The sequence below is a fragment of the Pseudomonas asturiensis genome (assembly GCF_900143095.1).
GTDB classification, from domain to species: Bacteria; Pseudomonadota; Gammaproteobacteria; order Pseudomonadales; family Pseudomonadaceae; genus Aquipseudomonas; species Aquipseudomonas asturiensis.
Window position 1 is genome coordinate 375,501 of record NZ_FRDA01000004.1, and the last position, 25,190, is coordinate 400,690.

The 25,190-nt window shown below is 60.0% G+C and carries 22 protein-coding genes; 6 read left to right on the forward strand and 16 right to left on the reverse strand.

Annotation, left to right across the window (positions count from 1 at the left end; genetic code table 11):
- Positions 1 to 4: 4 nt before the first annotated feature.
- The 10 genes from BUB69_RS09785 to BUB69_RS09830 form a co-directional block, all read right to left on the reverse strand.
- Positions 5 to 826, reverse strand: a complete 822-nt coding sequence (locus tag BUB69_RS09785; RefSeq protein WP_073165320.1) for an acyltransferase — start codon at positions 824 to 826, stop codon at positions 5 to 7.
- Positions 823 to 2,238 (reverse strand): O-antigen ligase family protein, encoded by a 1,416-nt coding sequence (locus tag BUB69_RS09790; RefSeq protein ID WP_073165323.1) that lies wholly within the window; start codon positions 2,236 to 2,238, stop codon positions 823 to 825. The genes BUB69_RS09785 and BUB69_RS09790 overlap by 4 nt, the downstream gene beginning before the upstream one ends.
- Positions 2,238 to 3,338 (reverse strand): glycosyltransferase family 4 protein, encoded by a 1,101-nt coding sequence (locus BUB69_RS09795; RefSeq protein WP_073165326.1) that lies wholly within the window; start codon positions 3,336 to 3,338, stop codon positions 2,238 to 2,240. Before BUB69_RS09795 ends, BUB69_RS09790 begins: the two co-directional genes overlap by 1 nt.
- Positions 3,322 to 4,545 (reverse strand): glycosyltransferase family 4 protein, encoded by a 1,224-nt coding sequence (locus BUB69_RS09800; protein ID WP_073165691.1) that lies wholly within the window; start codon positions 4,543 to 4,545, stop codon positions 3,322 to 3,324. The genes BUB69_RS09795 and BUB69_RS09800 overlap by 17 nt, the downstream gene beginning before the upstream one ends.
- A 2-nt stretch (positions 4,546 to 4,547) precedes the next feature.
- On the reverse strand, positions 4,548 to 5,861 hold the full coding sequence (locus BUB69_RS09805; RefSeq protein ID WP_073165329.1) for a cellulase family glycosylhydrolase: 1,314 nt from the start codon (positions 5,859 to 5,861) through the stop codon (positions 4,548 to 4,550).
- 1 nt (position 5,862) lies between these two features.
- The gene (locus BUB69_RS09810; protein ID WP_073165332.1) at positions 5,863 to 7,041 is read right to left on the reverse strand and encodes a glycosyltransferase; all 1,179 of its coding nucleotides are present in this window, start codon (positions 7,039 to 7,041) and stop codon (positions 5,863 to 5,865) included.
- Positions 7,041 to 9,032 (reverse strand): GumC family protein, encoded by a 1,992-nt coding sequence (locus BUB69_RS09815; protein ID WP_073165336.1) that lies wholly within the window; start codon positions 9,030 to 9,032, stop codon positions 7,041 to 7,043. Before BUB69_RS09815 ends, BUB69_RS09810 begins: the two co-directional genes overlap by 1 nt.
- A 17-nt stretch (positions 9,033 to 9,049) precedes the next feature.
- Positions 9,050 to 9,829 (reverse strand): polysaccharide biosynthesis/export family protein, encoded by a 780-nt coding sequence (locus BUB69_RS09820; protein WP_073165339.1) that lies wholly within the window; start codon positions 9,827 to 9,829, stop codon positions 9,050 to 9,052.
- Positions 9,830 to 9,966: 137 nt separating this feature from the next.
- Complete coding sequence (locus tag BUB69_RS09825) at positions 9,967 to 11,424, reverse strand: mannose-1-phosphate guanylyltransferase/mannose-6-phosphate isomerase (protein WP_073165342.1); 1,458 nt, start codon at positions 11,422 to 11,424, stop codon at positions 9,967 to 9,969.
- A complete protein-coding gene (locus tag BUB69_RS09830) occupies positions 11,424 to 12,860 on the reverse strand; it encodes an undecaprenyl-phosphate glucose phosphotransferase (protein ID WP_073165345.1) in 1,437 nt (478 codons plus the stop codon). Before BUB69_RS09830 ends, BUB69_RS09825 begins: the two co-directional genes overlap by 1 nt.
- A 525-nt stretch (positions 12,861 to 13,385) precedes the next feature.
- Here BUB69_RS09830 and yegS point away from each other — a divergent pair.
- Positions 13,386 to 14,309, forward strand: coding sequence for a lipid kinase YegS (gene yegS / locus BUB69_RS09835; RefSeq protein ID WP_073165692.1), 924 nt, complete (start codon positions 13,386 to 13,388; stop codon positions 14,307 to 14,309).
- Here the strand turns inward: yegS and BUB69_RS09840 are convergent.
- The 4 genes from BUB69_RS09840 to BUB69_RS28465 all read right to left on the reverse strand — a co-directional run bounded on the left by BUB69_RS09840 (position 14,293) and on the right by BUB69_RS28465 (position 16,723).
- Positions 14,293 to 14,955: a response regulator transcription factor gene (locus BUB69_RS09840; RefSeq protein WP_073165347.1), complete on the reverse strand. Its 663-nt coding sequence runs from the start codon at positions 14,953 to 14,955 to the stop codon at positions 14,293 to 14,295. The genes yegS and BUB69_RS09840 overlap by 17 nt on opposite strands.
- Positions 14,952 to 15,845, reverse strand: coding sequence for a sensor histidine kinase (locus tag BUB69_RS09845; protein ID WP_073165351.1), 894 nt, complete (start codon positions 15,843 to 15,845; stop codon positions 14,952 to 14,954). Before BUB69_RS09845 ends, BUB69_RS09840 begins: the two co-directional genes overlap by 4 nt.
- 180 nt (positions 15,846 to 16,025) lie before the next feature.
- Complete coding sequence (locus BUB69_RS09850) at positions 16,026 to 16,457, reverse strand: hypothetical protein (RefSeq protein ID WP_073165354.1); 432 nt, start codon at positions 16,455 to 16,457, stop codon at positions 16,026 to 16,028.
- Positions 16,451 to 16,723: a hypothetical protein gene (locus BUB69_RS28465; protein WP_141121840.1), complete on the reverse strand. Its 273-nt coding sequence runs from the start codon at positions 16,721 to 16,723 to the stop codon at positions 16,451 to 16,453. Before BUB69_RS28465 ends, BUB69_RS09850 begins: the two co-directional genes overlap by 7 nt.
- A 309-nt stretch (positions 16,724 to 17,032) precedes the next feature.
- On the opposite strand from BUB69_RS28465, the gene BUB69_RS09855 reads away from it, so the two are divergent.
- From BUB69_RS09855 to BUB69_RS09865, 3 genes are all read left to right on the forward strand, one after another.
- On the forward strand, positions 17,033 to 17,965 hold the full coding sequence (locus BUB69_RS09855) for a chemotaxis protein CheV (protein ID WP_073165357.1): 933 nt from the start codon (positions 17,033 to 17,035) through the stop codon (positions 17,963 to 17,965).
- 101 nt (positions 17,966 to 18,066) lie between these two features.
- Positions 18,067 to 18,876 (forward strand): MOSC domain-containing protein, encoded by an 810-nt coding sequence (locus BUB69_RS09860; RefSeq protein ID WP_073165360.1) that lies wholly within the window; start codon positions 18,067 to 18,069, stop codon positions 18,874 to 18,876.
- 208 nt (positions 18,877 to 19,084) lie between these two features.
- Positions 19,085 to 19,570, forward strand: coding sequence for a hypothetical protein (locus BUB69_RS09865; protein ID WP_175561683.1), 486 nt, complete (start codon positions 19,085 to 19,087; stop codon positions 19,568 to 19,570).
- Positions 19,571 to 19,710: 140 nt separating this feature from the next.
- Here BUB69_RS09865 and BUB69_RS09870 read toward each other — a convergent pair whose 3' ends face one another.
- Positions 19,711 to 21,639, reverse strand: coding sequence for a transglycosylase SLT domain-containing protein (locus tag BUB69_RS09870; protein WP_073165363.1), 1,929 nt, complete (start codon positions 21,637 to 21,639; stop codon positions 19,711 to 19,713).
- Positions 21,640 to 21,843: 204 nt separating this feature from the next.
- Here BUB69_RS09870 and BUB69_RS09875 point away from each other — a divergent pair, with 204 nt between their 5' ends.
- Positions 21,844 to 23,754, forward strand: coding sequence for an ATP-binding cassette domain-containing protein (locus tag BUB69_RS09875; RefSeq protein ID WP_073165366.1), 1,911 nt, complete (start codon positions 21,844 to 21,846; stop codon positions 23,752 to 23,754).
- Between the two features lie 66 nt (positions 23,755 to 23,820).
- Here BUB69_RS09875 and BUB69_RS09880 read toward each other — a convergent pair whose 3' ends face one another.
- Entirely contained in the window at positions 23,821 to 24,261 is a 441-nt protein-coding gene (locus BUB69_RS09880) for a universal stress protein (protein WP_073165370.1), read from the reverse strand.
- Between the two features lie 127 nt (positions 24,262 to 24,388).
- On the opposite strand from BUB69_RS09880, the gene BUB69_RS09885 reads away from it, so the two are divergent.
- A complete protein-coding gene (locus BUB69_RS09885) occupies positions 24,389 to 24,826 on the forward strand; it encodes a hypothetical protein (RefSeq protein ID WP_073165373.1) in 438 nt (145 codons plus the stop codon).
- Positions 24,827 to 25,190: the final 364 nt, after the last annotated feature.

Below are 25,190 nucleotides of genomic sequence, written 5' to 3' on the forward strand. Positions count from 1 at the left end.
TCTGTCAGTGAAATAGGGTGAACAGGCCTTTGCCGCCCACCTTGTAGTTGAGATGACGGGCGCGCTCGCCTTTGATTTCAGCATTGGGTCCGCTGACGATGGCGTAGGGCGGCACGGGCTTTGAGACCACGCTATTGCCGCCGACCACCGCGCCTTCGCCAATGTTGGCACCGAACGAAAGCAGCGCCCTGCTGCAGATCCAGGCGTAGTCACCGATGAACACCGGCCCGCCGACGGCCCAGAACTCCGGCTCGTTCAAATCGTGTCCACCCGCGATGATCAGCACGTGAGAGGCAATGGTGACGTGATCACCGATCACCAGACCTCCTCGTGCATCCAGCTGGCAATGCCAGCCCACCGTGGTGTCGTTGCCAATGCGCAGGCTGTCCACGCCCAATATCTCGGTATTGCGCCACACGGTCGAGCCTTTGCCGATCTTCGCGCCGCCCAGGCGCAACCACAGCAGTCGCAGGGTATGACTGGGGATCTTGCAGATGATCATGTTGTACAGCTGCTCCCAGGTGCGCAGCATGCGGTCGCGCAAGGTCGGCCAGTTGATCCCGTACAGCGGAATCAGCGCGCCGAGCGTTTCGCTGGCCAGCAACCGGTAGAAGCGCCTGGCCAGTGGCGGTTCGATACGGGGCTCGATGTTCAGGTAGCAGATGAACGACAGAGTGGTGTCCTTGATGCGGGTCTCGAAGCAGACCTCGTTGTCCAGCATCCACTGGTAGGTCGCTTCCAGTTCTTCCAGCGGGACCGCCATCTTGCGCGCGTAGTCGGGCAATGCCTCTCGCAGGTTATGAGAATGCATCATGCGATGTTTCATTTAAGGGCTCCCTGCTCGGGTAAGGCAACGGTGGATTGGGGCGGTCTTGGCGCAGTCACGCGCAAACGCCTGCTTTCGTGCAGGCTGATGCCGACAAACAGCCAGAACAACGCGACCAGCACGTTGGTGAAACTGAAATAGTGGTCGAAGAGGCCGCTGAACAAAGCAGACAGCACCCCGGTCATGCAGCCCAGACTGATGGCGTTCTCCGGCGTCAGGACAATCCTGCCCGCAGCGGGGCGCACTTCTTTCCACCAACTGATCGTCACCGCAATGAACAGCAGCATGCCGGGCAGCCCCATCTTGTAGACGAAGTTGAGCCACAGATTGGAAATCCCGAACTCGGTATAGCCGGGGACCGGCGGGTCGACCTTGAAGCCGATCCCGAAGGGAAAGGTCGCCATGGCGGCGGGGAAGTGACTGTATTCCAGGAAGCGAATCGCGGTGCTGGTGTCGTCGTCGGAGAACAGCCCCATGATGCGATCCTGCAAGGGCGGGTAGAACATCACAAACACCAGGCCCATGGCCACGCCTGCCATCAGCATGCGTCCCAGGTGCGGAATGCGCCGGCGCGTCATCCACAGCATGATCGCTACCAGACTCAGCAGTGCGCCCCGCGAGCCGGTCAGCAATAGCCCGATGGCACCCAGCGCCGCCACCGTCAGGCCCAGGGTGCGCGATGAACCGGTGCGTGTCATGCCGAAGCAGAACGCCAGCGGCAGCAGCATCGCCAATGCGCCCCCCGCCACGTTGGGGTGCATCCAGGGTGAACCCATGCGACTGGACAATGACAGCAGCGCTTCGCCGAGTACATCGGCACCGCTGTAGCCCATGACCCTGAGAATCGGCGTGATGGCCAGTGCCGTGCCACTGACCAGGTACACCGGTATCGACAGCAGCAGCATCAGCAGGGTGCCGCCAAGCAGGGCGATGATCAGGTGTTCAAGGGTGCGCAGATCGGTCAGCAGGCGCGGCACCAGAAACAGAACCGACAGATTGAACAGCCAGCGTACCCAGTTGATGGGGCCATTGCCTTCGGCCACGATGGTCAACTGGCCGATCAGAAACGGGAAGGCACTGAACATCATCAGCGCCACCAGCAGACGCTCGGTACGCAGCATGTTCGGAATCCGGGTCTGATGCTGAACCACGGCCTGAAACAGGTAGCTGGCCCAGGTCAGCATGATCAGTGCTTCGGACACCGTGGTACGAATCCCGATCTGCACCGTCGAGTACGGAATAAACGTGCCGATGACGCAGAACAGCAACAGGCCGCGCACCGGACGCCGGATCACCGTGATGATCGAGGCCGTACCGACGATTGCCAGCAGTACCAGAGGCATTGGCAACAGCCACATCATCACGCCGAACAGCAGACTGAAAAACAGCCCGATTGGCATGGCCAGCGACATCAGCGCAACTCCTCGAGTGTGGCATGCACGTGTTTGCAGAACGCGTCCAGGTTGTAGCGTGCGGCCCATTGCCTGGCCAGCGCGGGGTCTTCAGCGGGAGCATTCGACAGCGTGCCCATCAGCCGGATCAGATTGCCGCTGTCCGTGGGCGAGAAGTGCGGGCTGTCCGGCGGTGCGATCTCATCCAGCGACGAGCCGGTCGCCACGGCGACCCGCGTGCCGACGCTCAGTGCCTCGATCACCGGCAGGCCAAAGCCTTCGCAGCGCGAGGGCTGCCACAACCGGTCGGCATCGCGATACACGGCCTGCAGCTCGGCATCGGTCAGCCCGCTCAGTACGTGCAGGCCGGGCAACTGGCGTTGAGCGTCGGTCAACGGATCGTCGCCGCCGACCAGCACCAGGTCGGGCGTGTCGACAAACTGCATGCGCGCGGTCTGCCAGGCATCGACGAACCATTTGATGTTCTTGCGGGGCTCACGGGTGCCCACGCACAGCCAGTAGCGCTCGGGCAGTTGCAGCAGGCTGATGTCCGCCGCCTCGCCATTGAAGCCTTCGACCAGCAGCGGCACGATGCGGATCTTGTCCCGTGCCTTGGGAAAAAGACGCAGCACTTCGCCTGCGGTGTACTGCGAGGGCAGCCAGACCTGATCGGCAACCCGGATCGAATGGGCGATCGAAAGATAATCGGTCAGCCGGTAGAGACGCGCCTTGAGCCGAGAACCGTGATTGTTCTGTTGCGTGATCTGAAACAGGTCGTGCAACTGCAACACATAGCGCACGCCCGCCGGTTTGCGCCCCAGGGGCAGGCCCATGTTGATGTTGGCGAAATAGATCTGGATGTCCGCATCGCGCAATGCCTTGGGCAGGTAAGCGCCTTCAAAACGTAGCCGGTCGGGCAGACGGTGCACCGAGTCCACGGGCGCAGCCCACCTGGGAACGTGAATCAGGCGTCGGATCGGATGGTCGTAGGGGGCCACGCCGAACAGCTGTAATTTAACGTCGGGATGGGCGCGAAATGCGGTTTCCAGTGCGACGTTCTGGCGGCCGATGCCGCTGGTGGGATAACCGGCTGCTGCGCGGTAATCAAGTCCTATACGCATGAGCGCGATCCTTGCTTGGGAGCGTAAGTCGGGTGTAGATGACTTCCAGTTGTGCGGCCGACACGGACCAGTCGTGCCGGGCGCGCGCATAAACGCGTCCGGCTTCGCCGATCCGTTCCAGACGCGCCGGGTTGTCGATGTTGTCAGTAATCAGTCTGGCCAGCCCGGCGGCGTCTTCACTGCCCAGATAGTGCTCGCCGTTGGTCACGGCAAGGCCCGACACACCTTGCGCGGTGGTCACGATCGCAAGCCCGGCCGCCATGGCTTCCAGTGTCTTGAGCTTTGAGCCGCCGCCTTGGCGCAACGGGGCAAAAAAGATCGCCGCTGTCGCTTGAAGCGCACGCAGGTCGGGTACAAAGCCCAGCCATTCAATACGCGGATCGGGCCAGCGCTCGCGCCAGTTCTGGGGCATGGCGAAGCCGCCGATGGCGAAGCGCACGTTGGGCGATACGGCCCAGACCTGCGGCAGGATTTCATCCAGCGCCCATTCGATGGCGTCGATGTTGGGCCCGTATTCGTAGTTGCCGATGAACAGCAGCCGCTGGCTGGTGCGGTCGGCATGGACGCTGGCGTAATAGCCGCAATCCACACTGTTGACCACGTACGAGGTGGCTCTGCCACTCAGTCGTGACAACGCCTTGGCGTCGTCTTCGGTAACGGCAACCAGCTCGCCTGCCTGCTGGAAAACGCGAATCTCCCAACGCCGGTAGCGCCAGTGGTCGTAGACAGCAAACGCGTTGGCCCAGCGCGGCAGGCGTTCATAACTCGCCGAGCCCAGGTCGGACTCAACGTTGTGCTCGGTCAGTATGAACGGCTTGCCCGAGCGTTGCAGCGCACGCTCGAAGGGTTGAAAGGCGTAGGTGTGCTGTAACTGGATCACGTCCCAGTCTTCTTCGAGCAATTGCGCGAACGCCTTTTCGAGCGGCGAAGAGTAGCCATTGACGCTCGCCAGCATGGGCGGCGGCGCAAAGGCGACTGCCAGCAACGTCTTGAGGCTGAACAGCGGACGTCGGTCAATCACGATCAGCCGTTCCAGCCAGGGTTCCAGCGCCGAGCGGCAACTGTCGTCCAGTGCGGTCTTGGACTGCACCAGCAAGGTGATGCGATGGCCGCGTGCCGCCAGGTTGCGCAGCAAATGATATTCGCGCGTCTTGCCGCCGCTGGTGGTGGGCCAGGGCAGGTACGGGAGTGTCCACAGTATCCGCATGGTCAGGGCTTCCATTCCAGAATCTGCAGGGTCGGCTTGAGCGCCAGGGTAATGCCCTGGGTGCCGGATAACGGTATCCGGCTGCCGGTCAGCGGGTCATGCAGTACCGCATCATTGATGGCCGGGAAGTTGAGCGTGACGCCTTTGGCGCTCCAGAACATCAGCAGACGGCTGCCGTCGTCGCGGCTCCAGGTGACTGCGTACAGGTCCTCGGGCACCTGACTCACTGCCGGCGGATCTGCCGGTGTCAGGCGCGGCCCGGTCGTGTTCAGGAAGCGCTTGAGCGCGGCATACACCGGTTTGGGATTGGCCTGCAGGTCGAGCAGACCATAGCCCTGATCCCTGGGCGAGGCGCGCTCATCCAGATCGCTGAGGTTGAACAGGAAGATGCGCTGAAAATCCAGAGCGCTCATCAGCGCCAGACGTCGCAACGTGTAGTCCGCCTGACCGGAGGTGCCGATCAGTTGCTGCATCTCCACCGGGCCGTCGTAACTGGACCAGCCCCATTCGGTGGCCCAGACCTGGCTGACGCCGTTGTCGTGCAGCAGCTGGTTCATGGCGTTGGCACGGACCAGAAAATCCCGGTCCGCGACCGAGTCGCCTTCCGGGTACTCGGAGTACGGGTGGTAGGCAGCCACGATATTCTGGGTGCCCAGGCCATTGTCGAGCAGGGTCTGCAGCATGTAGCCGGGTGTGCTGTGCATCTGGCTGTAATACGCCATGCCTGCGGTGACGATGGTCTTGTCCGGGAGAACCGCGCGAATGGCATCGGCGGTCGTGGTCAGCAATCGCCCGTAGGCTGCCGGGTCTTCCTTGGGCAGCCAGACGATGTTGGGCTCATTCCACACCTGCCAGTTGGCAACCTGCGGATAGCGTTGGGCCAGATCGGTCATGCGCGCAGCAAACGTGGCAAAGTCCTTGGGGGGATACTGATCGCGGCCCTGCGCGTTGGGCGGTGCCGTGCTGGCAAAGGGCGCAGAGCCCACCAGGTAGGCGAGGGTGTTGTAGCGGTGCGCCTTGATCGCCGCCATCGCTGCGTCCAGCTCGGTCAAGACCAGTTTGTTTTTCTGTGGCTCGATCACCGGCCAGTGAACAGTCAGGCGGACCCAGTTCAAGCCCAGCTCGTCAAGCCGCGCCATCTGCTGCTCGTACACCTGCGGCGCAAAATACTGGAACTGCACATTGACGCCCAGAAAGTCCTGCCACACCACCGCTCGCGGGGCCTTCAGCACGGTCGAGGCCTGGGCCGGGCCGGTCAGCGTCAGGCTGAGCAGGGCCGCAGTGATGGATGACCACGCGAAAGATCGACGTTGCATTTCATTTCACCTCGCAGGCGGTGCGAAACATGTCCCTGAAGCGCTCGGCGGTATGGTTCCAGACTCGGGTCTTGCCCATCACCGCAGCCTTCTCGGCCCATTGAGTCACTCGTTGCGGATCTGAGCACACGCTGCCCAGTGCCGCCGAAAGTGCCTGGATATCGCCTTGCGGGTAAATCATCCCGTTGCCATGCGACACCTCCTCGGCAAACGAGCGCGCATCCGAGGTGATCACGCCGCGCCCGCAGGCCACGGCCCAGGACAATGCGCCGCTGGTGCCGCGCAGCTTGCCGAGGATTTTCAGTTTGCTGGATTCGCGGTATGGCAGAACCATCACGTGGTGGGCCTGAATGACGTGAGGAATCTGCTCGGCAGGCAGGTCCAGTTGCCAGTCGATCAGGTCGACCAGCCCCAGTTGCCTGATGCGCAGGCGCAACTGATCGAGATAGCTGCCCGACGGACCGAACGCCATCTCTGGCTCGCTGCCTCCGGCAAGGGTCAGGCGGACTGTTGCACGCAAGGCTGGCTGGGCGGTGAACAGGTCTGCCAGTGCGTCGAGCAAGTCCTCGATGCCCTTGCCACGGTAGATGAAGCCGAAGTACAGCAGGCGCATCGGTTGCAGCGGGGGCAGCGCAACGGGTGCAATGGCCAGGTTGCCATGGCTGATGACCTCCATCTGCGCAGGCCTGAGCCCCATGCGCTGGCGCAGGCTCTGGCTGCCTGCCTGGGTGAGCGTCACCAGACGGGTCATCTGTCGCGCCAGTTGCCGTTCTTCATGCAGACACAAAGGATCTGCCAGCACGGTGGCGATTTCTGGCAAGGGAGAGCGCATGCCACTGGCCATTGACAGCGGCCAGGGCAGTTTTTCCCTGCGCCACACCAGCCGTTCCGGGTCATGCACCGTGGCGGTCAACGGCAGCGCCGGGAAGCGACGGCGCAGGGCACGCAACGCTTCGAACTCCGCCAGTCGTCCGCCACCCAGTTCGGCATGCACCAGATCAATGCCGTTCCAGTCGGCTTGCTTCACACGTTCGACAGCCGCTTGCGGGTCATTGCCCACGCCTTGCAACGGTGTACTGATTTCCAGGTCCAGCCCTTCCAGAGCGTGCCTGAGGTGACCGGCATAGTCAGCGATGCCGTTCTGCTCCGGTGGCAGTGGGGCAAGCAGGGCAATGCGCATCAGCCACGGCTCCCTATTCGTTTCAGGACATTGAGAACCTGCTCCGGCACTTCGAAGCGGCGACGGTTGAAGATCACGCCGTCGACTTTCTTGAACGCGGTATTGAGGTTGTGCAGGGTGTCTTCCAGCATCGGCACGGTGGTTTCTTCGGCGCGGACCACCAGCAGAATCAGGTCGGCATTGCGCAGCAGCACAAAGGCTTCCTGGTTGGTGGAAACGCCCGAGGCGTTGATCAGCACGATCTCGCCCGGTCGTGCCGGCGCGCGGCTCTCGGTGCGCACCAAATGGCCCTGCTCGACGAGCAGTGTGGCGAGTCGCGAAATCACGAAGCTCACACCGGCACCGGACTTGACTGACGTGAAGCCCAGGGTGAGGCCTTTCTCGTCCACCTGATCCAGCGGCAGGATGCCGTACACCCTGTGCAGGTTGGAGGTGAACGCAGCACTGCGCTCCTGGGCACGCTCCAGGTCCGGAAGACTGGTCCAGACCGGCACGCCGAAGCTGCTCTCGATCTTGTCGCCGTCGTGGATGCGTTGGTCCAGCAGGTAGAAGAAGTAAAGCGCCAGACCGCCGACCACCACGCTCAGCGGGAAGGCCAGCAACACCATCATCAGGCTTTTCGGGAACACTCGGCTGGGGTTGTAGGTGGCGTCTTCGATGGTCGCGATGTTGCTGATCTGGCTGTTGTCCAGTTCGCGGTCGATACGCGCCTTTTCCAGGCTGTCGGTGTACAGCGCGTAGCTTTTCTCAGCGGCGTCCAGTTCGTTCTGTAGACGCGACAGCTCGGGTTCCAGATTCAGCGCCAGTTGCCGATCAGCTTCCAGTTGCGCGATCTGCGCGTTTTGCTGGGCGAGCTGAGTCTGCAAGCGGGCATAGCTGGTCTGCTGGTCGGCATACACGTTCTGCATGCGGTTGTAGATCGGGTTGGGCGTTATGCTTTCAGAGCGCTGGATCGTAGCGTCCTGCTCATTGAGCAGTTTCTTGAGGTTGTTGATTTCCTCGTTCACGGCACGGATCGGAGGTGCCTGCTCCTTGAATGAGCGCAGCAGTTCCTGACGCTCGACCTCCTTGCCGTTGATGCGGTTCTGCAGGTCCTGGCGGTTGGGGTTGAGTGACAGCTCGCGTCCGGCTGAAACCGTCTTGGGCTGCTCGCTCAGTTGCTTCTTCAACAGGTCCAGACCTGCCTTGGTGGAGGCGATGGCCCGGGTGGTGTTGTTACGCTCGGTGCGCAGGTCGTTCAGCCCCTGGGAAGTGTCGGCCAGGCGCTGAGCGATGCTCACCGCGCTCAACTGGTTCAGGTAGGTCTGGATCTGTTTCTTGTAGGAAAAGATGTTGTTGCCTGTCGATTTCACTTCCGATTCATAGAAGGCATAGAGGCTGACGCGACCCAGCGTCTTGGTGCGTTGCACCTGATACTCCTCGATCCAGGTCTTGAGCACGGTTTGCGCGGTGGTCGGGTCGTTCCAGGTGAATGTCAGCTCCATCACCGAGGAGCCCGGTTCATGGCTGACCTTGAAGTTCTTCTCCAGATCCTCGGCCATCCGCTCGGCCGGGGTGCGTTTCTCGACCAGCCCGATGAACTGCAGAATGCCACGGCCGACGTCCACCACCGAACCGATGGCAGACTTGAGTGTATTTTTCACAGACGCGAGAAACCCGGTCTGGGGTTCGACTTTCGACAGCTCGGCCAGGTATTTTTCGGACACCGTGCGCATGATCGGTCGACCGGTCAGCATGCGTTCTTCGTCGAGCAACGGATCGCGCAGGGCGCTGGGCACTACGATGGCCTGACGGTTGGACAGCTCAATGGGCACGGTGCTGGTGTCGCGTCCCGGCTTTACCAGCAGCAGTGCTGTGGACTCGTAACGGTTGGGCAGCAGCAACGCGCCCAGCAACACGATGATGAACGTTGCCAGTACCGTGATTTTGACTTCGCGCTTGAAGATGAAGAACAGGCGCAACAGGTCGCGAAATGAGCGGATATTGATCATGTCTGGTTCCCTGACAATTAATTGTTGCCGCGCAGCTCGTAGTTGAGGCCCAGGCCGATCGACTTCGCGAAGGGGATCAACTGGTTGAAATACAGGCTGACGCCATCAACTTTGTTTCCCACCGAAGATTTGGGAACGAACACGATGTCGCCACGCTTGAGCAGCACCGGAGCCGTCGGGCCGCCCGCTGTGCCGGCCCAGAGAAACTTGCTGTAGTCGAACAGGTAGGTTTTATAGAGGCCATTTTCTTCCTGGCGCAGCAGCGCTACCTGAGCGGCATCGCCGTCGAGTGCGACGCCACCGGCTCCGATGATTGCCTGCTCAAGGTTGGTCGCGACGTTGGCGGGCAGGGTGACCGAATTGCGCACCGCCCCGCCGACGAACACCGTGTTACCGGGCGACTGGGAAATGTTGATGGTCAGCGCCGTCTCGCGATAGACGTTCTGCAACTTGCTCTCCAGCGAGTCGTTGAGCTGTTGCAGCGTCAGCCCGGCCGCCTTGACGGTGCCGATGTAGGGGTAGGAAAAGGTGCCGTCGTTGAGCACCTGAAACAGGGTCAGCTCATAAATCGAGTTGGCGGTGAAGGCCGAAATGGACGGCGATTCCCCCGTGTTGCGCACGATACGAAGGACATCGCCGGCGCGGATTCTTTCCGCCGGGAGGGGCTTGCCTGCCAAGGCGCGGCCAGCGGCCTGGCTGGCTTCCACCATCGCCCGATCCTCTGGCAAGCCGACCCGTGAGGGTGTATTGCACCCGCTCAGCAGCAATACGCCGACCATCAGCATCATGCTTCTCATTTATCCTGAACTCCTGTCATGCACGAATACGGCTCCCTTTCGGGTAATAAAATCATGTTGGCAGGTACTGCCAGGTGCTGCGGTAGTGGTCTAAGGGCCGGGGGAGGGCCGGATCAACGGCCTTGCCCGGCTGTGTTTCAGCTTTTCACTGCGGCCTCGGGTACGCGCCCATAGATATCGGTGAAACGCACGATGTCGTCCTCGCCAAGGTATTCGCCGCTCTGCACCTCGATCATGACCAGGTCAATCACGCCGGGGTTGACCAGGCGGTGGGTGAAGCCTGGCTTGATGAACGTCGATTCGTTGGTGTCGAGCATGAATTCGCGCTCACCGTTGGTCACGCTCGCCATGCCGCTGACCACAATCCAGTGTTCGCTGCGGTGGTGGTGCATCTGCAAGGAGAGTGAAGCTTGCGGGCGCACCACAATGCGTTTGATCTTGAAGCGTTTGCCTTCCTCAAGCACGGTGTAGGTGCCCCATGGGCGTGTCACGGTGCGATGCAGACGGTAGGCGTCGTGGCCCTGACGCTTGAGCTCCTGCGCGATGATCTTCACGTCCTGACTGCGCGCGCCGTCAGCGACCAGTAATGCGTCGGGCGTATCGATGATGATCAGGTTGTCCAGGCCGATGGCACCCACCAGCCGCTTGGGCGAGTCGATGTAGCAGTTGGTCACATCGTGCAGCACGGTCTGCCCGTTGCACTGATTGCCCTGCGCGTCGACTCCGGTCAGCTCGCGCACCGCTTCCCATGAGCCGATGTCGCTCCAGCCCAGCTGGCATGGCACAACCGCCACTTTGCTGGAGCGCTCCATCAGCGCGTAGTCGATGGATATGTCAGGTGTCAGACCGAACGACTCGCTGTCCAGCTCGACCTGCAATTCGCGATTCCCTTCCTTGCTCGTGCTCGACGCCAGGCACGTGCGCACTGCGCTCAAGACGTCGGGGGCATGGATTTCCAGCTCGTGCAGCACGGCATCTGCCCGCATGCAGAACATCCCGGCATTCCAGAGGTGCAGGCCGCCATCCAGGTAACCTTGCGCCGTCAGTGCATCGGGCTTCTCGACGAAGCGTGCCACCTGATACGCATCGGCGTTGAGTGACTGGCCCTTTTCGATGTAGCCGAAACCGGTTTCCGCCTTGGTCGGCACTATGCCGAATGTCACCAGCCAGCCTTGTTCGGCCAGCTCACGGGCCTCCATCACGGCACGCGAAAATGCCTCGACATCGGTGATCAGGTGATCGGCCGGCAGCACCAGCAACTGAGCGTCGCCGCCGTACAGGCGAGTCACATGGAGGGCGGCGGCGGCCACGGCCGCTGCGGTGTTGCGCCCGAAGGGCTCAAGGATAAAGTCCAGCCTGACCTTGCCCTTGTTGAGCTGCCGATAGTCATCCACGGTGCGGAAATACACTTCCCGATTGGTCACTGTCAGCAGGCGCTCGACCTGAGGCAGGCCGGTGGCACGCTTGAAGGTTTTCTGCAGCAGACTTTCGCCATCGGGAAGGCGCATGAACGGCTTGGGCATGGCTTCACGAGAGACGGGCCACAAGCGAGTGCCTGAGCCGCCAGCGATGATGCAAGGAATGAGGGTGCTCATCAATAAACCTCACGGGTGAAAATCACTGCCGGAACAGTGCGCATTAGGATGTACAGGTCGAACCAGACAGACCAGTTTTCTATGTACTCAAGATCGAATTCGACGCGCTTTTCGATTTTTTCCACGGTGTCTGTTTCACCACGATAGCCGTTGATCTGAGCCAGACCGGTGATCCCGGGTTTGACTCGATGTCGCGACGTGTACTCCTTCACCGCTTGCTCGAAAAGAATGCCTGCTGCTTTGGTTGCCGTCGCATGGGGGCGCGGGCCGACCATCGACATGCTGCCCGCTACCACATTGAACAGCTGTGGCAGTTCATCCAGGCTGGTCTTGCGGATGAAGCGTCCCACTCGCGTCACCCTGGCATCGCCGCGAGTGGTCTGTTTTTCCGCTGTAGCATCGGCCTGGTGCTGATGCATGGAGCGAAACTTGAAAACCTCGATCAGCCGGTTGTTGTAGCCGTAGCGCTTTTGACGGAAGAACACCGGCCCCTTCGAATCGAGCTTGATCGCCAGTGCAACCAGCAGCATCACCGGGGAAAGCGCCAGCACCGCCAGCGAGGACAGCACGATATCTTCGGCGCGCTTGATGAACGGCGACCAGCCGTTGAGCGGTACGTCCGAGGCATTGAACATAGGCAGGCTGGCGACTTCGGTGATGCGGTTATGGCTGTGACGAAACGCGACCATGTCCGGCACCAGCAACACATTGACCGGCAGACGACGCAGCTCGTGAATGATGTGATCCATGCGGTTTTCCGCCGTCCACGGCAGGGCGACGAGTACCTGGGTCACTTTTTCTTCGCGAATCAGGCGCTCCAGGTCACTGGTGTTGCCCAGCAGCGGAAGGTTGGCGACGGTCTTGGGCATACGGCCGATACGATCGTCGATGAACCCCATGACCCCGGAACGAATGTCCTGGTGGCGAAGCAGGTATTCAGCCAGGCGCAGGCCGTTTTCGGTGGCCCCCAGAATCACTGAGTTCTGCAAAAACACGCCTTTGCGCATCTGGTGCCTGAACACCATGAGCAACAGCAGGCGAATGACGCAGAACAGTGTCAGGCTGGCCAGATACCAGATCAGCAACTGCTCGCTGGTGAAACTTGCGAACAGCCCCAGCGTGCGCTGCATGAACAGCAACAGGCCGAAGGAAGCCGACCAGGCGATGATGATCCCGCGCAGTCGCAAAGCGTTGCTGAACAACGCTTCTGAATACACCCCCATGGCCTGAAAAATCAGGACCACGACGACCCCGAAAAAGACCTGCATCGCCAAATGGCTCTGCACTTCCTGCTGGATGCCCTGCTGCATGAACGTGACAATCAGCAGCCCTGGCAGAATGCAGGCAAAGGCGTGCGCCAGGCGAATGCCAAGCAGAAAGTACTCCACCAGGCTGGTGCGAGTCAGCGAGAGACTGTCTACCGGTTGCAACCTCATAAAACTCCCTGGCCTGTAAAAAGGTTCTCATTGCCTGTCTACGTTGCCTGTTTGTGACTTGATTCGGTCATTGCAGGACCGAGTCAAAAAAACATCTTTATTAAGGTTCTTTCGAAAGATAGCCAATTAGTTGTCGAGTGGATGGCTTTTCAGTTGCGTCAATTGTGAATATCACTTTTGGTATGTCGGCGGCTTTTGGATTTAATGTAAGACTTTTCAGTCATTTGTGAGTGAAAACCCTTGGCTGGCTGATTTGGCTTTAGTAAAGCCCATGTAACGCAAAGCGTAAGGGGGAAATATTCATTTGCGGGTACAGGGCCCTGGTCAGTACATCCATCCGGCGGCCAAAGGCCAGTAAATACGGGGGAAAACCACGGAGTGTGCAGCTGAAAAAAATTATCCGGATCGAGGGGCTTTTTTGATCTCACCGGGGTCACATCCTTGCGCTGTGCCAAATGCAGTCAGGCGCTGGCAAACAAGCGTCACTCACAGGCGGTACTCGTACAGGTCACCAAAGGGGGTTTCATGACACAACGCAGGGCAATGCTCATTCTTCACGGCAAACAGTCGCTCAATGAAGATGTTCGCAACGGCGTCGCTGAAAAACGCCGGCAAGGCTGGGAGCTGGATGTTCGTCTGACCTGGGAAGCCGGCGACGCACAACGTCTGGTCCACGAGGCGCTAGCTGCAGGGCATCGTCATATCGTGGCCGGGGGAGGGGACGGCACCTTGCGGGATATCGCCGAGGCACTGGCGCTGGCAGAGGATTCGGGCGCCAGCCTGACTATTCTGCCGTTGGGGACAGCCAACGATTTTGCCAGGGCTGCGGGCGTACCGCTGGAAGTGGCTCAGGCGCTCGAACTCATGGAGGTCGCGCCACGTCCGGTGGACCTGGGTGAAGTGGGCGGCAAGCTGTTCCTGAACATGGCCACCGGGGGATTTGGCAGCCAGGTCACGGCCAATACGTCAGAGGACCTCAAGAAAGTGCTGGGCGGTGCGGCTTATCTGTTTACCGGCCTGACGCGCTTCGGTGAGCTGCACGCTGCCCATGGGGAGCTGATCGGTCCGGATTTCCACTGGCGGGGCGACCTGCTCGCGCTGGGCATCGGCAACGGACGGCAGGCGGGCGGTGGCCACGTGCTATGCCCTGCGGCGCTGGCCGATGACGGGTTGCTGGACATCAGTATCCTGCCCGCGCCTCAGGAAGTGGTCAGTACGCTCAAGAGTCTGCTGGAAGGAGGGCTTGGTTTCGACAACATGTTCATCCGTGCGCGGCTGCCGTGGGTCGAACTCAAGTCTGCACAGGGTCTGGACATCAATCTGGACGGCGAGCCGCTGTCTGGCGAAGACCTTCGCTTCGAGGCTCGGCCGGGCGCACTCAATGTGCATCTGCCGGATGATTCACCGGTGCTGAGCCAGTCGTCGGGGTTGCTCAGTCGTCCAGACTGATAATCTGCTCGCGCACGCAAAACAGCACCAGACCGGCGACGTCGAAGATCTGCAGACGCTTCATGATCTGCGAGCGGTGGGTCTCGACAGTCTTGATGCTCAGGTCCAGCCCGGCGGCTATTTCCCGTGTGGATTTGCCGCGCACGATCAGCCTCAGAATTTCCAGCTGGCGCGCGGTGAGGTTGTACTTCTGCTGCGTGATGGCGGGCTTGTCCGGGCGGGGACCTTGCAGGGCGCGGTTGATGACGGTGTGAGCGATGGCGGGGCTCAGGTAGCGTTCACCGTTGCGCAGGGCTTCCAGTGCCTGCTCCAGCTCGGTCGCGGTAGCGTCCTTGAGCAGATAGCCATGGGCGCCTTGCTCCAGGGCGCGCATGATCATGTCCGGGTCGGTATGCATCGACAGGATCAGCACCTTGCAATCGGGTTGCACCTTGAGTAACTGCTCCAGGGCGTCGAGTCCGTCGACCTCCTTCATGAAAATGTCCAGCAGGATGATGTCAGGCTTCAGGCGCTGTACCAGGTCCGACAGGTGCGCGCCGTCGGCCGCTTCACCGACGATGGTGTAGCCGGGAATGTCTGACACCAGCGCACGGACGCCGGCTCTGATCAGTGAGTGGTCATCGACCAGTAACAGAGTGCAGGTCATTGTCGCTTCTTGTGTGAATGGGCTCGCCCATCTGTGCGAGGCGCCCAGGGAAACAATATGTCGATTCGGGTGCCTGATCCGGGGCTGCTGTAGAGCGACCAGGACCCGTCCAGCAGAAGCACGCGCTCACGCATTCCTGACAGACCACTTTGGCCATGCTGTGCAGGACGGTTTGCAGGGTCGAAGCCTGTGCCGTCATCGGTAATCAGCAGCGACAAACCGGCGGGCAGGCGTTGAATGCGTATGAGCACATTAGTCGCCTGGGCATGGCGAAGCATGTTGGTGACCGCTTCCTGAGTGATGCGGTAGGCCGCCACGGCCATTTCCTCGGGAATGCCGGTCAACCGCTGTTTGCACTCCAGGCTCCAGCTTATCTGGCTGTTGGCCAGAACTGACACCAGATGAGCGCGTAAGCCGGCTTCCAGTCCCAGGCTCGACAGTTGGCGCGGGTTGAGGATCGCGGAAAGGTCACGCACCTTTTCCAGTGTTTCTGCCAGCGTGCCAGTGAGCTGTTCGGCAGGGGAATGAAGTTCCGCAGGCAGTCGGCGTTGCAACCAGGCGCATTGCAGCTGCGCGGCCGTCAGCATCTGGCCAATGTCATCATGAAGCTCCCGGCTGAGTCGGTGACGCTCTGTTTCCTGAACTTCGAGCATTCGTTCGGCCAGTTCGCGAGGCTGCAACTGAATCAGCCGGCTGGAACGCCATTGGTACAGCCAGACCGTCACGAACGTGATCAGGTTGAGCCCCAGAAGAGTGGCTGAAAGTTGGTAGGCGTTTATGTACAGCGCGATATTGGCGAGCGCGGCCACCAAGCACAGCACGCCCGTAGCCCACGCAATGATTCTGGAGAGCGGAGGCTTGAGCGATAGATACCTGGAACTGGCATGCATGACAGATGGCGCCGTAAAGAGTCATGACCGATAGTTTTATGAATTGATATCACAGTGCTATCGGATAACGAGTGAATAACTGTTCAAGTATATTCAAAGCAGCGGGATAGGGCACCTTTCACTCTTTTCGGGCAACGGAACGAGACAGTACGGTTGTCGGAACGAGCGGGGAGTGTCGATCTAACCCCGTGTGTGGTCCGGGGTGGCAGGAGGTTGAGCGGAAAGGCTGGCAAGGCGATGCAGCAACATCTGCTGTTCTTCGTTATCCATGATCAGTTCGCCTGTCCGGGGATCAAGGAGTTCCAGTTGCCAGGAAATCAGCGACAGACAGCTTTTCAGCGTGCTCAGTGTTTCCAGTGACAGACCCTCTGAACAGCCTGTGTCGTCGAGCAGGCTGCGCAACTGGCGAGAGAAGTCGGCAATGCACTGTACCGAGGCAGTGTCGGCCTTTTCGGCCAGCAGACGCAGCGATCTCAGTAGGCAATCGATGGCGTCTTCGTCATGACCGATCAATTCAAGGTGTGAAAGACACTCTTCCGACTTGTAGAGAAGCGCCTGGGACTCGATCAGAAACTGATCATGTTTCTGGTGCCAATCGTTGCTGCTCAGCATCCTTTAACTCCACACATCATGGATAGCGAACGTCCGTCCGCGGCGAATGGCTGACAGTAAATGTCGATTTCATCTGAAAGTCTGTAGGGCGTTTCCGAATGTATCTCGATGATGTCGTATTGATGTTCAGCGAGTGTCGTTTCGGAGAATTCCACCCCTTTACCCGTGATTGAATCACGCAGTGTGTGGTGTGCAACGACGACCCGAATATCTGAAACAGCGATGGCTGCCGGGTTGGCCGAATGCGAGGGCTGGAACGCTGACAAAAGCCTGACTCCATTCATGCAATGAGAATGGCGTCACAATAGTGGCAATAAGATACCGATCATATCAGGATGTCCCTGATAGACATTAGGGCTCACCCCTAGTATGCGAAAGAGGAATCTTGCCTTGCCGGAAGGCAGCGATGGGCGATTTTGTCATCGCGATGCGCGTCTTGAGTGCGACATCAGTAAAGCATGATGGTAATGTGACATCAATGGTCGCGAATAGCCTTTCATCGCCATTAAGGTCCGGCTCGTTTCAGCCGATACACGTTAAGCAGACTCATCGTGACCAACGCTTCAGGAGCTAAAATGGCTGGCATTCTCGACACAGTAGATCAACGCACACAGCTGGTGGGCGAGAATCGCCTGGAAATCCTCATGTTTCGCCTTGCCGGTCGGCAGTTATTCGCGATCAACGTGTTCAAGGTCCAGGAAGTGCTGCAGCTCCCCAAACTGACGCTTATGCCGCAACGACACTCCTTTGTCTGCGGAGTCGTCAACCTGCGTGGCCAGACCCTGCCGGTGATCGACCTGTCTCAGGCCATCGGCATGCGTCCGCTGGTGCCAGGGCCTGGCAGCACTATCATCGTGACAGAGTACAATCGCTCCGTTCAGGCGTTCCTGGTCGGCGGTGTGGACCGTATCGTCAACATGAACTGGGACGCGATCATGCCACCGCCTGCCAGCGCCGGCCGTCAGCACTACCTGACCGCGATCAGCAAGGTCGATGACCAGTTGGTGGAGATCATTGACGTCGAGAAAGTCCTGGCCGAAATCGTGCCTTACAACGCCAAGGTGTCCCGCGAGAAGCTGGAAGACCCTGTGCTGGAAGATGCACGTGGTCGCGAGATTCTGCTGGTCGACGATTCCAAGGTCGCCTTGTCCCAACTGCGTGACACGCTTTCGCAGCTCGGTCTGAAGCTGCACGTGGCCAGCGACGGTCTCAAGGCCCTGAACATGCTCAAGGGCTGGGCTGACGCCGGTGAAGACGTGCAGAAAAAACTGCTGATGGTCTTTACCGACGCTGAAATGCCGGAGATGGACGGCTATCGTCTGACCACCGAGATTCGCAATGACCCCCGTTTGCGCAGCCTGTACATTGTCCTGCACACCTCGCTGTCGGGCAGCTTCAACGAATCGATGGTGAAAAAGGTCGGTTGCGACAACTTCCTGTCCAAATTTCAGCCCGACAAGCTGGTCGAGGTCGTGCGTGAGCGTCTGATGATGCTCGCCAACAGCTGACAGGGCTGATCGTCTACAGATCCAGGCTGCCTGCCGGGTCGTTGTTCGTATAAGCTTTGGCCCTCACGTCAAGGCTTATCGAGCCACCCAAGGATCAGGTCATGCTACGTCTGCGCTCTCTCTATCGCTATCCTCTTAAATCCTGCAAGGCGGAAGTCCTGCAGCGAGCGTCGTTCGACAGCCTTGGGCTGTCAGGTGATCGACGCTGGATGCTGGTTGATGAGAGCGCGGGTCGTTTCCTGACCCAGCGCGCAGTCGCTCACATGTCGCAACTGTCGGTGTTGTGGAACGCCAGCGGCGGGGTGACGCTCAGTGCGCCTGGCTTCGCGCCGCTGGATGTTGCCGTGCCGGCTGATGTTCCGGACACGCTGCGTGGCGTGACGGTCTGGCGAGATTCGTTGCAAGTGCCCGATGCGGGTGAAGAAGCAGCCGAGTGGGTCAGCCGCTTCATCGGCAAGCCGACACGCCTGGTCTACATGCCGGTCGAGCGTGCTCGCTGGCTGCCCGGCGGGTACGGATCCATCGATAACCGGGTCAACTTTGCCGATGGCTTTCCGCTGCTGCTTATTGGGCAGGGTTCGCTCGACGATCTGTCTGCCAGGCTCGGCAGGCCTGTGGAAATGCTGCGCTTCAGGCCAAACCTGGTGATTGAAGGTGCCGAGGCGTTCGCTGAGGACAACTGGAAGCGCATCCGTATTGGCGCGATGGAGTTCCAGTTGCTCAAGCCCTGCGCGCGCTGCATTCTCACCACCATCGACCCTGCCACTGGCGAACGCAGTCCCGACCGTGAACCTTTCACCACGCTCAAGACTTACCGCGAGGTCGAAGGCAATGTCATGTTCGGCCAGAACATGCTCAATGTCGGGCCGGGTGAGCTCGAGGTGGGGATGGACGTTGAGGTGCTTGAGTGATTGCCTTACGCCGCTGTCCACTCTGAGTCCGTTGGCTTGCCAGGTCATCGTTCTCGGGAGTCGCACGCATGGACGTCATACATTCGCCGCCGTCGCTCAGTGCTCCTGACGGGACGGGCACCGCCGTGTCAGGTTCACAGCATCCTTCGAAGTGGGACTGTCCGGATGAGGTGCCCAGGCCGGGATCTCTGGGACGGTGTTGTACGTTGTGGCTATCTTGTTTGCCTTGCCGGTTTACGGTCTGGTGGTGCTGACCATCAACCTGATCTACCCCGGACAGGGTCTGGCGGCGGAGCAGTTAAAGGTAATCGATAATCCGCTGATCTGGATGGCAATGTTCATCTGCGTGCTGGTGGCCGTCTGGGTGCTTCGCTGGCTTGCTTCAGAGCCCGAAGCGCTGGGCTTCTGCTTTGATGAGGACCAGCAGCGTCTCACGTTCACTCAGTGTCGCCCTGCCCGGACACCGACCGTGCAGAGTGTGCCTTACAGCGACATCCTGCGCATTACGCCCTGCAAGATGACCACTTTCGGATTCATCTGCCATTTTGCGGTGTGCTTCGTCGGTGCTGACGGCAAGCGGGCCACGCGTGAGTTGCCGATCTATCTCACGGAGCAGGAGACGCAGTTCCACGCCGATTGGTTGAGGCGATCGATCGGCGAGCGAATGCAAGAAGTGTCGGATCTGGATAAGTAGCGACACAAGATCAGCATGACCGTTGCCAATCTGACTGGAAGCCAGGTAGGCGCAAGTAAACGATGATCCTGAAGCGCGTACCCCTGCAGGGCATGGGCACGCGCGCGTATGGATGGTCGTAGGGCGGTCAGCGCCCGGCGTCAAAGATCGTCAAAAAACCTTTCATGCCAGTCCACCAGCGGCTGGGGCGAATTGAGTTTCTGGCCGTAGATCACCGAATACGACAGCACGTTCTGTACGTACTGACGGGTTTCGTCGAACGGGATGCTCTCCACCCACACATCGAAGGCCAGGTGGTTGGCACCCTTGAGCCATTGACGTACGCGGCCGGGGCCGGCGTTGTAGGCGGCAGAGGCGAGCACGCGGTTGCCGTTGAACTGACCGTGCACTGAACTCAGGTAGGCGGCGCCGAGCTGGATGTTGGTGTCCGGGTCGAGTACCTGCTGTGGCGAGGCCAGCGGGATGCTGAACTTGCGAGCGGTTTCCTTGGCGGTCGCGGGCATCAACTGCATCAGGCCGCTGGCGCCAACGCCTGAGCGTGCATCGTCCATGAAGGCGCTTTCCTGGCGGGTGATTGCAAATACCCAGCTGGAATGCAGGCCGCGGATCTTGGCTTCGCGGACCAGTGTGTCGCGGTGCGCCATCGGGAAGCGGATATCCAGGTCATCCCAGTACTGCGCCTGGCTGATGGTGCGGATCGCCGGGAAATACCATTTCAGGTCGTAGGCCAGTTTGGCCTGGGCGACCATTTCATCGCGGTTGAACAGGCGGCTGACGTGATACCACTCGCGTCGGCCATCGACGATCTCGCCACGGTCATGAAATTCCAGCGCGCGGCGTACACCCGGTGTATTGCGAACCTTGTTGATCAACGCCTGACTGAGTACCAGCGGCTTGTTGTTCAACTGATAAGGGCTCTGGGTGCGGTCGGCAGCCAGAAAACCGTAGAAATCACGCTCTTTGGCCACGTCCTTGTACAGCGCCGCAATGAGTGGGCTGTTGGGCTGGGCCAGTTCAAGCGCCCGGGCTTCCCAGTAGCGCCAGCGGTTGGTGCTGGCCAGGTCTTTGGGCAGGCGACGCGCCAGTTCGTAGGCATCCTCCCAACGACCCAGGCGCAGCAACAGGCGCAGGCGCCATTCAGTGACGGTGTTGTCGCGCAGGTCAGGGTCATACTTGGTCATGACCTCCAGCGCGCGATCATCATAGCGACGCGCCAGCGTCAGGCCGATCTCTTTGGCGATTTCCACCTGTTCTTCGCGGGAGAAATGCATGGTAATCGCGTAGCTGTCCAGCATTGCGAGGGCTTTCTGCGGGTCCTGGCGCGCCAGTCGACGCAGGCCGAGGCCCACCACGTCGGACATCGCTTCATCTACGGGCACGAACTGTCCGGGGTTGTTGATCATTTCCGGCTTTTGCGCAACCGCCACCAGCAACTTGCCCTGCGGCGCCAGTGAATTGAGGCTGTTGACCAGGGTATTGGCCAGGCTGTAGTTGCGAGCCTGAGCTGCCAGCTTGGCTCGCTGCCAGCGTTTCTGTTCGGTCAACTGGCCTGCTGCGGCCCATTGAGCGAAAAAGCCGTCGCAGGCACCCGGCAGGGTCTTGCCGGTCATCCAGAGCTTCTCGGCACTGGCGTAGCCTTCGGCGCGCTGATTGTTGTTCAGCTGGTACTGGCCATACAGGCAGTCCAGTTCGACGAAATTCATCTTGGGATCGTAGTACTTCACGAACGGCTGCCAGTCGCCACGCTCGGCCAGCCAGCGCAACCAACGCAACTTCATCCAGTTGGCCTGGGGAAGGTCGCCGTGCTCGGCGAGAAATTTCTCGATCTCGGCGTTGCTGGCGGTTTTCAGACGTGCGGTCAGCTCGTCGTACTCCAGATACGGCTCGAGCGGGTAGTCGGCGAGGGCAGTGCTGTACATCTGATAAGGGCCTGAGTCGCCCTTGGCCAGTGCGCGTTTTGCCTCGTCGTAGTATTTGCGTTGCTGGGTGATATCGACCGCATGGGCAGACTGGACGGCGGTGGCGGAGAGGAGCAGGCACGATAAAAAGCTGAACAAACGACTGCGCATGAGACTTCCGAGCAGATGAGTCGTGAAAAGTGCGGCTAGCTTAGCCTTTTGCCAGCTCATGGTGAAAGCACTCACGACAACGTTGTCTCATGTAGAAATAATTAGCCGTTATAAAGAGAGAGCGACGCTGACGGCACCTGCGACGAATCCCGACATCCACCGGCTATCTCAGGTAGAATGCGCGCCCGGTTTTTGGAGAAGCTCATGACCCTGCTCAAATTCAGCGATGTGTCCCTTGCTTTCGGCGCCATGCCGTTATTGGACAAGGTGTCCTGGCAGATCGCCCGTGGTGAGCGGGTGTGCATCATTGGCCGCAATGGCACTGGCAAATCCAGCATGCTGAAGCTGGTCAAAGGCGTTCAGAAGCCCGATGACGGCGCTGTCTGGCGCGCGCCGGGCCTCAAGATTGGCGAATTGCCCCAGGAATTGCCGGTAGCCGACGGACGGACAGTGTTCGACGTGGTGGCCGAAGGTCTGGACGGCGTTGGCGCATTGCTCGCCGAGTACCACCATCTGGCTCAGAACTGCGTGACCGAGGAAGACCTCAACAAGCTCATGCATGTGCAGCAGGACCTCGAGGCCCGCGATGGCTGGCGCTTGCAGCAATTGGTCGAAAGCACCCTCAGCCGTCTGCAGTTGCCTGCCGACAAGACCCTGGCCGAGCTGTCCGGCGGCTGGCGTCGCCGTGTCCTGCTGGCTCAGGCACTGGTTTCAGAACCTGACCTGCTGCTGCTCGACGAACCGACCAACCACCTGGACATCGGCGCAATCGCCTGGCTTGAAGAAGCCCTCAAGGATTTCCAGGGCGCCGTGTTGTTCATCACGCACGACCGGGCATTCCTGCAAAACCTGGCGACCCGTATTCTGGAGCTGGACCGTGGCGGACTGATCGACTGGGACGGCGACTACGCCAGCTTCCTCGTGCACAAGGAAGCGGCGCTGGCGGCCGAAGAAACCGCCAACGCACTGTTCGACAAGCGTCTGGCCCAGGAAGAAGTCTGGATTCGCCAGGGCATCAAGGCCCGCCGTACCCGTAACGAAGGCCGCGTGCGCGCCCTGAAAGAGTTGCGCGTTGAGCGCAGCGAGCGCCGCGAACGCACCGGCAAGGCCAATATCCAGCTCGACACGGCCGAGAAATCCGGCAAGCAGGTCATGGTCCTGGACAACGTGAGCTTCGCGCATCCGGGCGGTCCGATGCTTATCAAGGACTTCTCCATGGTCCTGCAGCGCGAAGACCGTATCGGTCTGTTGGGTGCCAACGGCACGGGCAAGACCACACTGCTCAAGCTGATGCTCGACAACCTGCAGCCCACTGGCGGCAAGGTTGAAGTGGGTACGCGTCTGGACGTTGCCTACTTTGACCAGTTGCGTCACCAGCTCGACCTGGAAAAGACCGTGATCGACAACGTGGCCGAAGGTCGCGATTTCATCGATATCGATGGCCAGAGCCGTCACGTACTGAGCTACCTGGGTGATTTCCTGTTCAGCCCGCAGCGTGCCCGCACGCCGGTCAAGGCGCTGTCCGGTGGCGAGCGGGCCCGTCTGTTGCTGGCCAAGTTGTTCAGCAAGCCGGCCAACCTGCTGGTCCTCGATGAACCGACCAACGACCTGGACGTTGAAACCCTTGAGCTGCTTGAAGAAGTGCTGTTGACCTTCAAAGGCACGGTATTGATGGTCAGTCACGACCGGGCATTCCTCGACAACGTCGTCACCAGCACGCTGGTGTTCGAAGGCGAGGGCAAGGTGCGCGAGTACGTAGGGGGTTATCAGGACTGGTTGCGTCAGGGCGGCTCTCCGCGCCTGCTGGGTGTGGCGGACACCAAGTCCGGCAAGGCCGAGCTGGCCAGTGCTGTCGTTCAGGCTGCCCCGGTAGCCGCTCAGGACATGCCGGTCGCCAAGAAGAAGCTCAGCTACAAGCACCAGCGTGAGCTGGAAGCCTTGCCGGGCCAGATCGACGAAGTTGAAGGCAAGATGGCTGCTCTGACGGCTGAAATGGCCGCGCCGGGCTTCTATCAGCAGCCCGCCGAACAGACCACCGCAGCACTGGCTCAGATGGAAAGCCTGCAGGGCGAGCTGGATGCGTTGCTGGAGCGCTGGGCCGAGCTGGACGAGTGATCGTCTGACTCGTCAGGCACTAAAAAGCCCGGATCATGTCCGGGCTTTTTAGCTATTGCGCCAAGCTTATTCCGGCTTCTTGAGGCGTACAGCCAGCACATCGCAAGGTGCGCCGTGCAGCACGTCATTGGCGGTGGAGCCCAGCAGCAAAGCCAGGCCGTGACGGCCGTGGCTGCCGACGACAATCAGGTCGCAGTGCTGAATCTTGGCCAGATGGTGAATTTCCTGGCGCGGCTGGCCGTAGACCAAGTGGCTTTCACCTGCTTTCATCTGCGGGTATTTGATCTTCAGTTTTTCCAGCTTTTCCTTGGCTTGATCGAACTGCTGTTGTTGCAGTTGTGACAGGTCCATCGGGACGTCGCCTCCGAAGGCCATCGCCATGGGTTCCACGATATGCACCATCGACAGCGTCGCGCCACTGGCTTCTGCCAATTCTCGGGCGCGGCGAATGACCGGGTCGCATTCGTCGGTGAGGTCAATGGCAACCAGAATATGTTGATACGACATGAGGATGTCCTCTGAGAGGGTGGCGATGGGGTGAGTATGGCGCTTTCGTTCGCATCTGGGCAGACCCCGTGCAAGCCACTGTTTTCAAATTGTTGTTTTTAGCCTGAGTCGGGCGGGGGCAAGAAATATGACGGTCTGGATAGTCCTGTCAATCATTTGTGTGATGCTGAGCCCACTTGTCTGGTTGCGCCCCTCGCGTCATCAGAGTGGCAGAATGGCGTTGCGCATGGAGGCGCGGCGTATCGGCATGGCCATGCAACTGGCACCTCAGGAGTGGCCGCACTGGCTTGCCAAGGAGCCTCCCAGCCCGTGTGCGCAATACCATCGTCCACGCCGAAGCTCGAAACCGGATGTCTGGGTGTACTGGCAGCGTGAGCCGGGAGCTTGGGTCAACCGCTGGCGTGAGCCGTGTGAGGACGCCGCTTTGCTCGACCACTTCAGCACGCTGCCGGCTGATGTCTTCAAGGTCGAGGCGGATGCACAGATGATTGCTGTGTACTGGTCAGAGCGGGGCGAAGCAGAAGTGTTGCAGCGTATTAATGCAGTGCTCAAAGCGCTCGCCTGACCATTGGCTGAATCGCAGGCAATAAAAAGCCCGATAACAACATCGGGCCGGGGTTGGCCAGGCAGGCCGATAATTCCTGGTATGCCGGCACCCAGATCGCTGAATGCCGGTTATCACCGCTGCGCGCCCGCCACCAATTGCATCGCGGGCCTCTTGTGGCGCAGTGCGCTGACTGTAGACCTTCTGCTCTCTTTTGTCGCGTTTTTCTCGACACTTCCCGCAAATGAGCCTCAACGGTGCAGAATCTGCAGGCTTTGGCCTTATCTGCACGTTATCAATTCGTTGAATGATGACAAATCAAACATCGGTTGACGGGTCAGGAATCGCTTGTGCCTTTTGCAATCCGCCGTTTTTATTGGCGTTT

Excerpts from the sequence above, each read along its gene's own strand:
- BUB69_RS09785 (WP_073165320.1), bottom strand. The coding sequence starts at position 826 with ATGAAACATCGCATGATGCATTCTCATAACCTGCGAGAGGCATTGCCC.
- BUB69_RS09790 (WP_073165323.1), bottom strand. The coding sequence starts at position 2,238 with ATGTCGCTGGCCATGCCAATCGGGCTGTTTTTCAGTCTGCTGTTCGGC.
- BUB69_RS09795 (WP_073165326.1), bottom strand. The coding sequence starts at position 3,338 with ATGCGTATAGGACTTGATTACCGCGCAGCAGCCGGTTATCCCACCAGC.
- BUB69_RS09800 (WP_073165691.1), bottom strand. The coding sequence starts at position 4,545 with ATGCGGATACTGTGGACACTCCCGTACCTGCCCTGGCCCACCACCAGC.
- BUB69_RS09805 (WP_073165329.1), bottom strand. The coding sequence starts at position 5,861 with ATGCAACGTCGATCTTTCGCGTGGTCATCCATCACTGCGGCCCTGCTC.
- BUB69_RS09810 (WP_073165332.1), bottom strand. The coding sequence starts at position 7,041 with ATGCGCATTGCCCTGCTTGCCCCACTGCCACCGGAGCAGAACGGCATC.
- BUB69_RS09815 (WP_073165336.1), bottom strand. The coding sequence starts at position 9,032 with ATGATCAATATCCGCTCATTTCGCGACCTGTTGCGCCTGTTCTTCATC.
- BUB69_RS09820 (WP_073165339.1), bottom strand. The coding sequence starts at position 9,829 with ATGAGAAGCATGATGCTGATGGTCGGCGTATTGCTGCTGAGCGGGTGC.
- BUB69_RS09825 (WP_073165342.1), bottom strand. The coding sequence starts at position 11,424 with ATGAGCACCCTCATTCCTTGCATCATCGCTGGCGGCTCAGGCACTCGC.
- BUB69_RS09830 (WP_073165345.1), bottom strand. The coding sequence starts at position 12,860 with ATGAGGTTGCAACCGGTAGACAGTCTCTCGCTGACTCGCACCAGCCTG.
- yegS (WP_073165692.1), top strand. The coding sequence starts at position 13,386 with ATGACACAACGCAGGGCAATGCTCATTCTTCACGGCAAACAGTCGCTC.
- BUB69_RS09840 (WP_073165347.1), bottom strand. The coding sequence starts at position 14,955 with ATGACCTGCACTCTGTTACTGGTCGATGACCACTCACTGATCAGAGCC.
- BUB69_RS09845 (WP_073165351.1), bottom strand. The coding sequence starts at position 15,845 with ATGCATGCCAGTTCCAGGTATCTATCGCTCAAGCCTCCGCTCTCCAGA.
- BUB69_RS09850 (WP_073165354.1), bottom strand. The coding sequence starts at position 16,457 with ATGCTGAGCAGCAACGATTGGCACCAGAAACATGATCAGTTTCTGATC.
- BUB69_RS09855 (WP_073165357.1), top strand. The coding sequence starts at position 17,033 with ATGGCTGGCATTCTCGACACAGTAGATCAACGCACACAGCTGGTGGGC.
- BUB69_RS09860 (WP_073165360.1), top strand. The coding sequence starts at position 18,067 with ATGCTACGTCTGCGCTCTCTCTATCGCTATCCTCTTAAATCCTGCAAG.
- BUB69_RS09870 (WP_073165363.1), bottom strand. The coding sequence starts at position 21,639 with ATGCGCAGTCGTTTGTTCAGCTTTTTATCGTGCCTGCTCCTCTCCGCC.
- BUB69_RS09875 (WP_073165366.1), top strand. The coding sequence starts at position 21,844 with ATGACCCTGCTCAAATTCAGCGATGTGTCCCTTGCTTTCGGCGCCATG.
- BUB69_RS09880 (WP_073165370.1), bottom strand. The coding sequence starts at position 24,261 with ATGTCGTATCAACATATTCTGGTTGCCATTGACCTCACCGACGAATGC.
- BUB69_RS09885 (WP_073165373.1), top strand. The coding sequence starts at position 24,389 with ATGACGGTCTGGATAGTCCTGTCAATCATTTGTGTGATGCTGAGCCCA.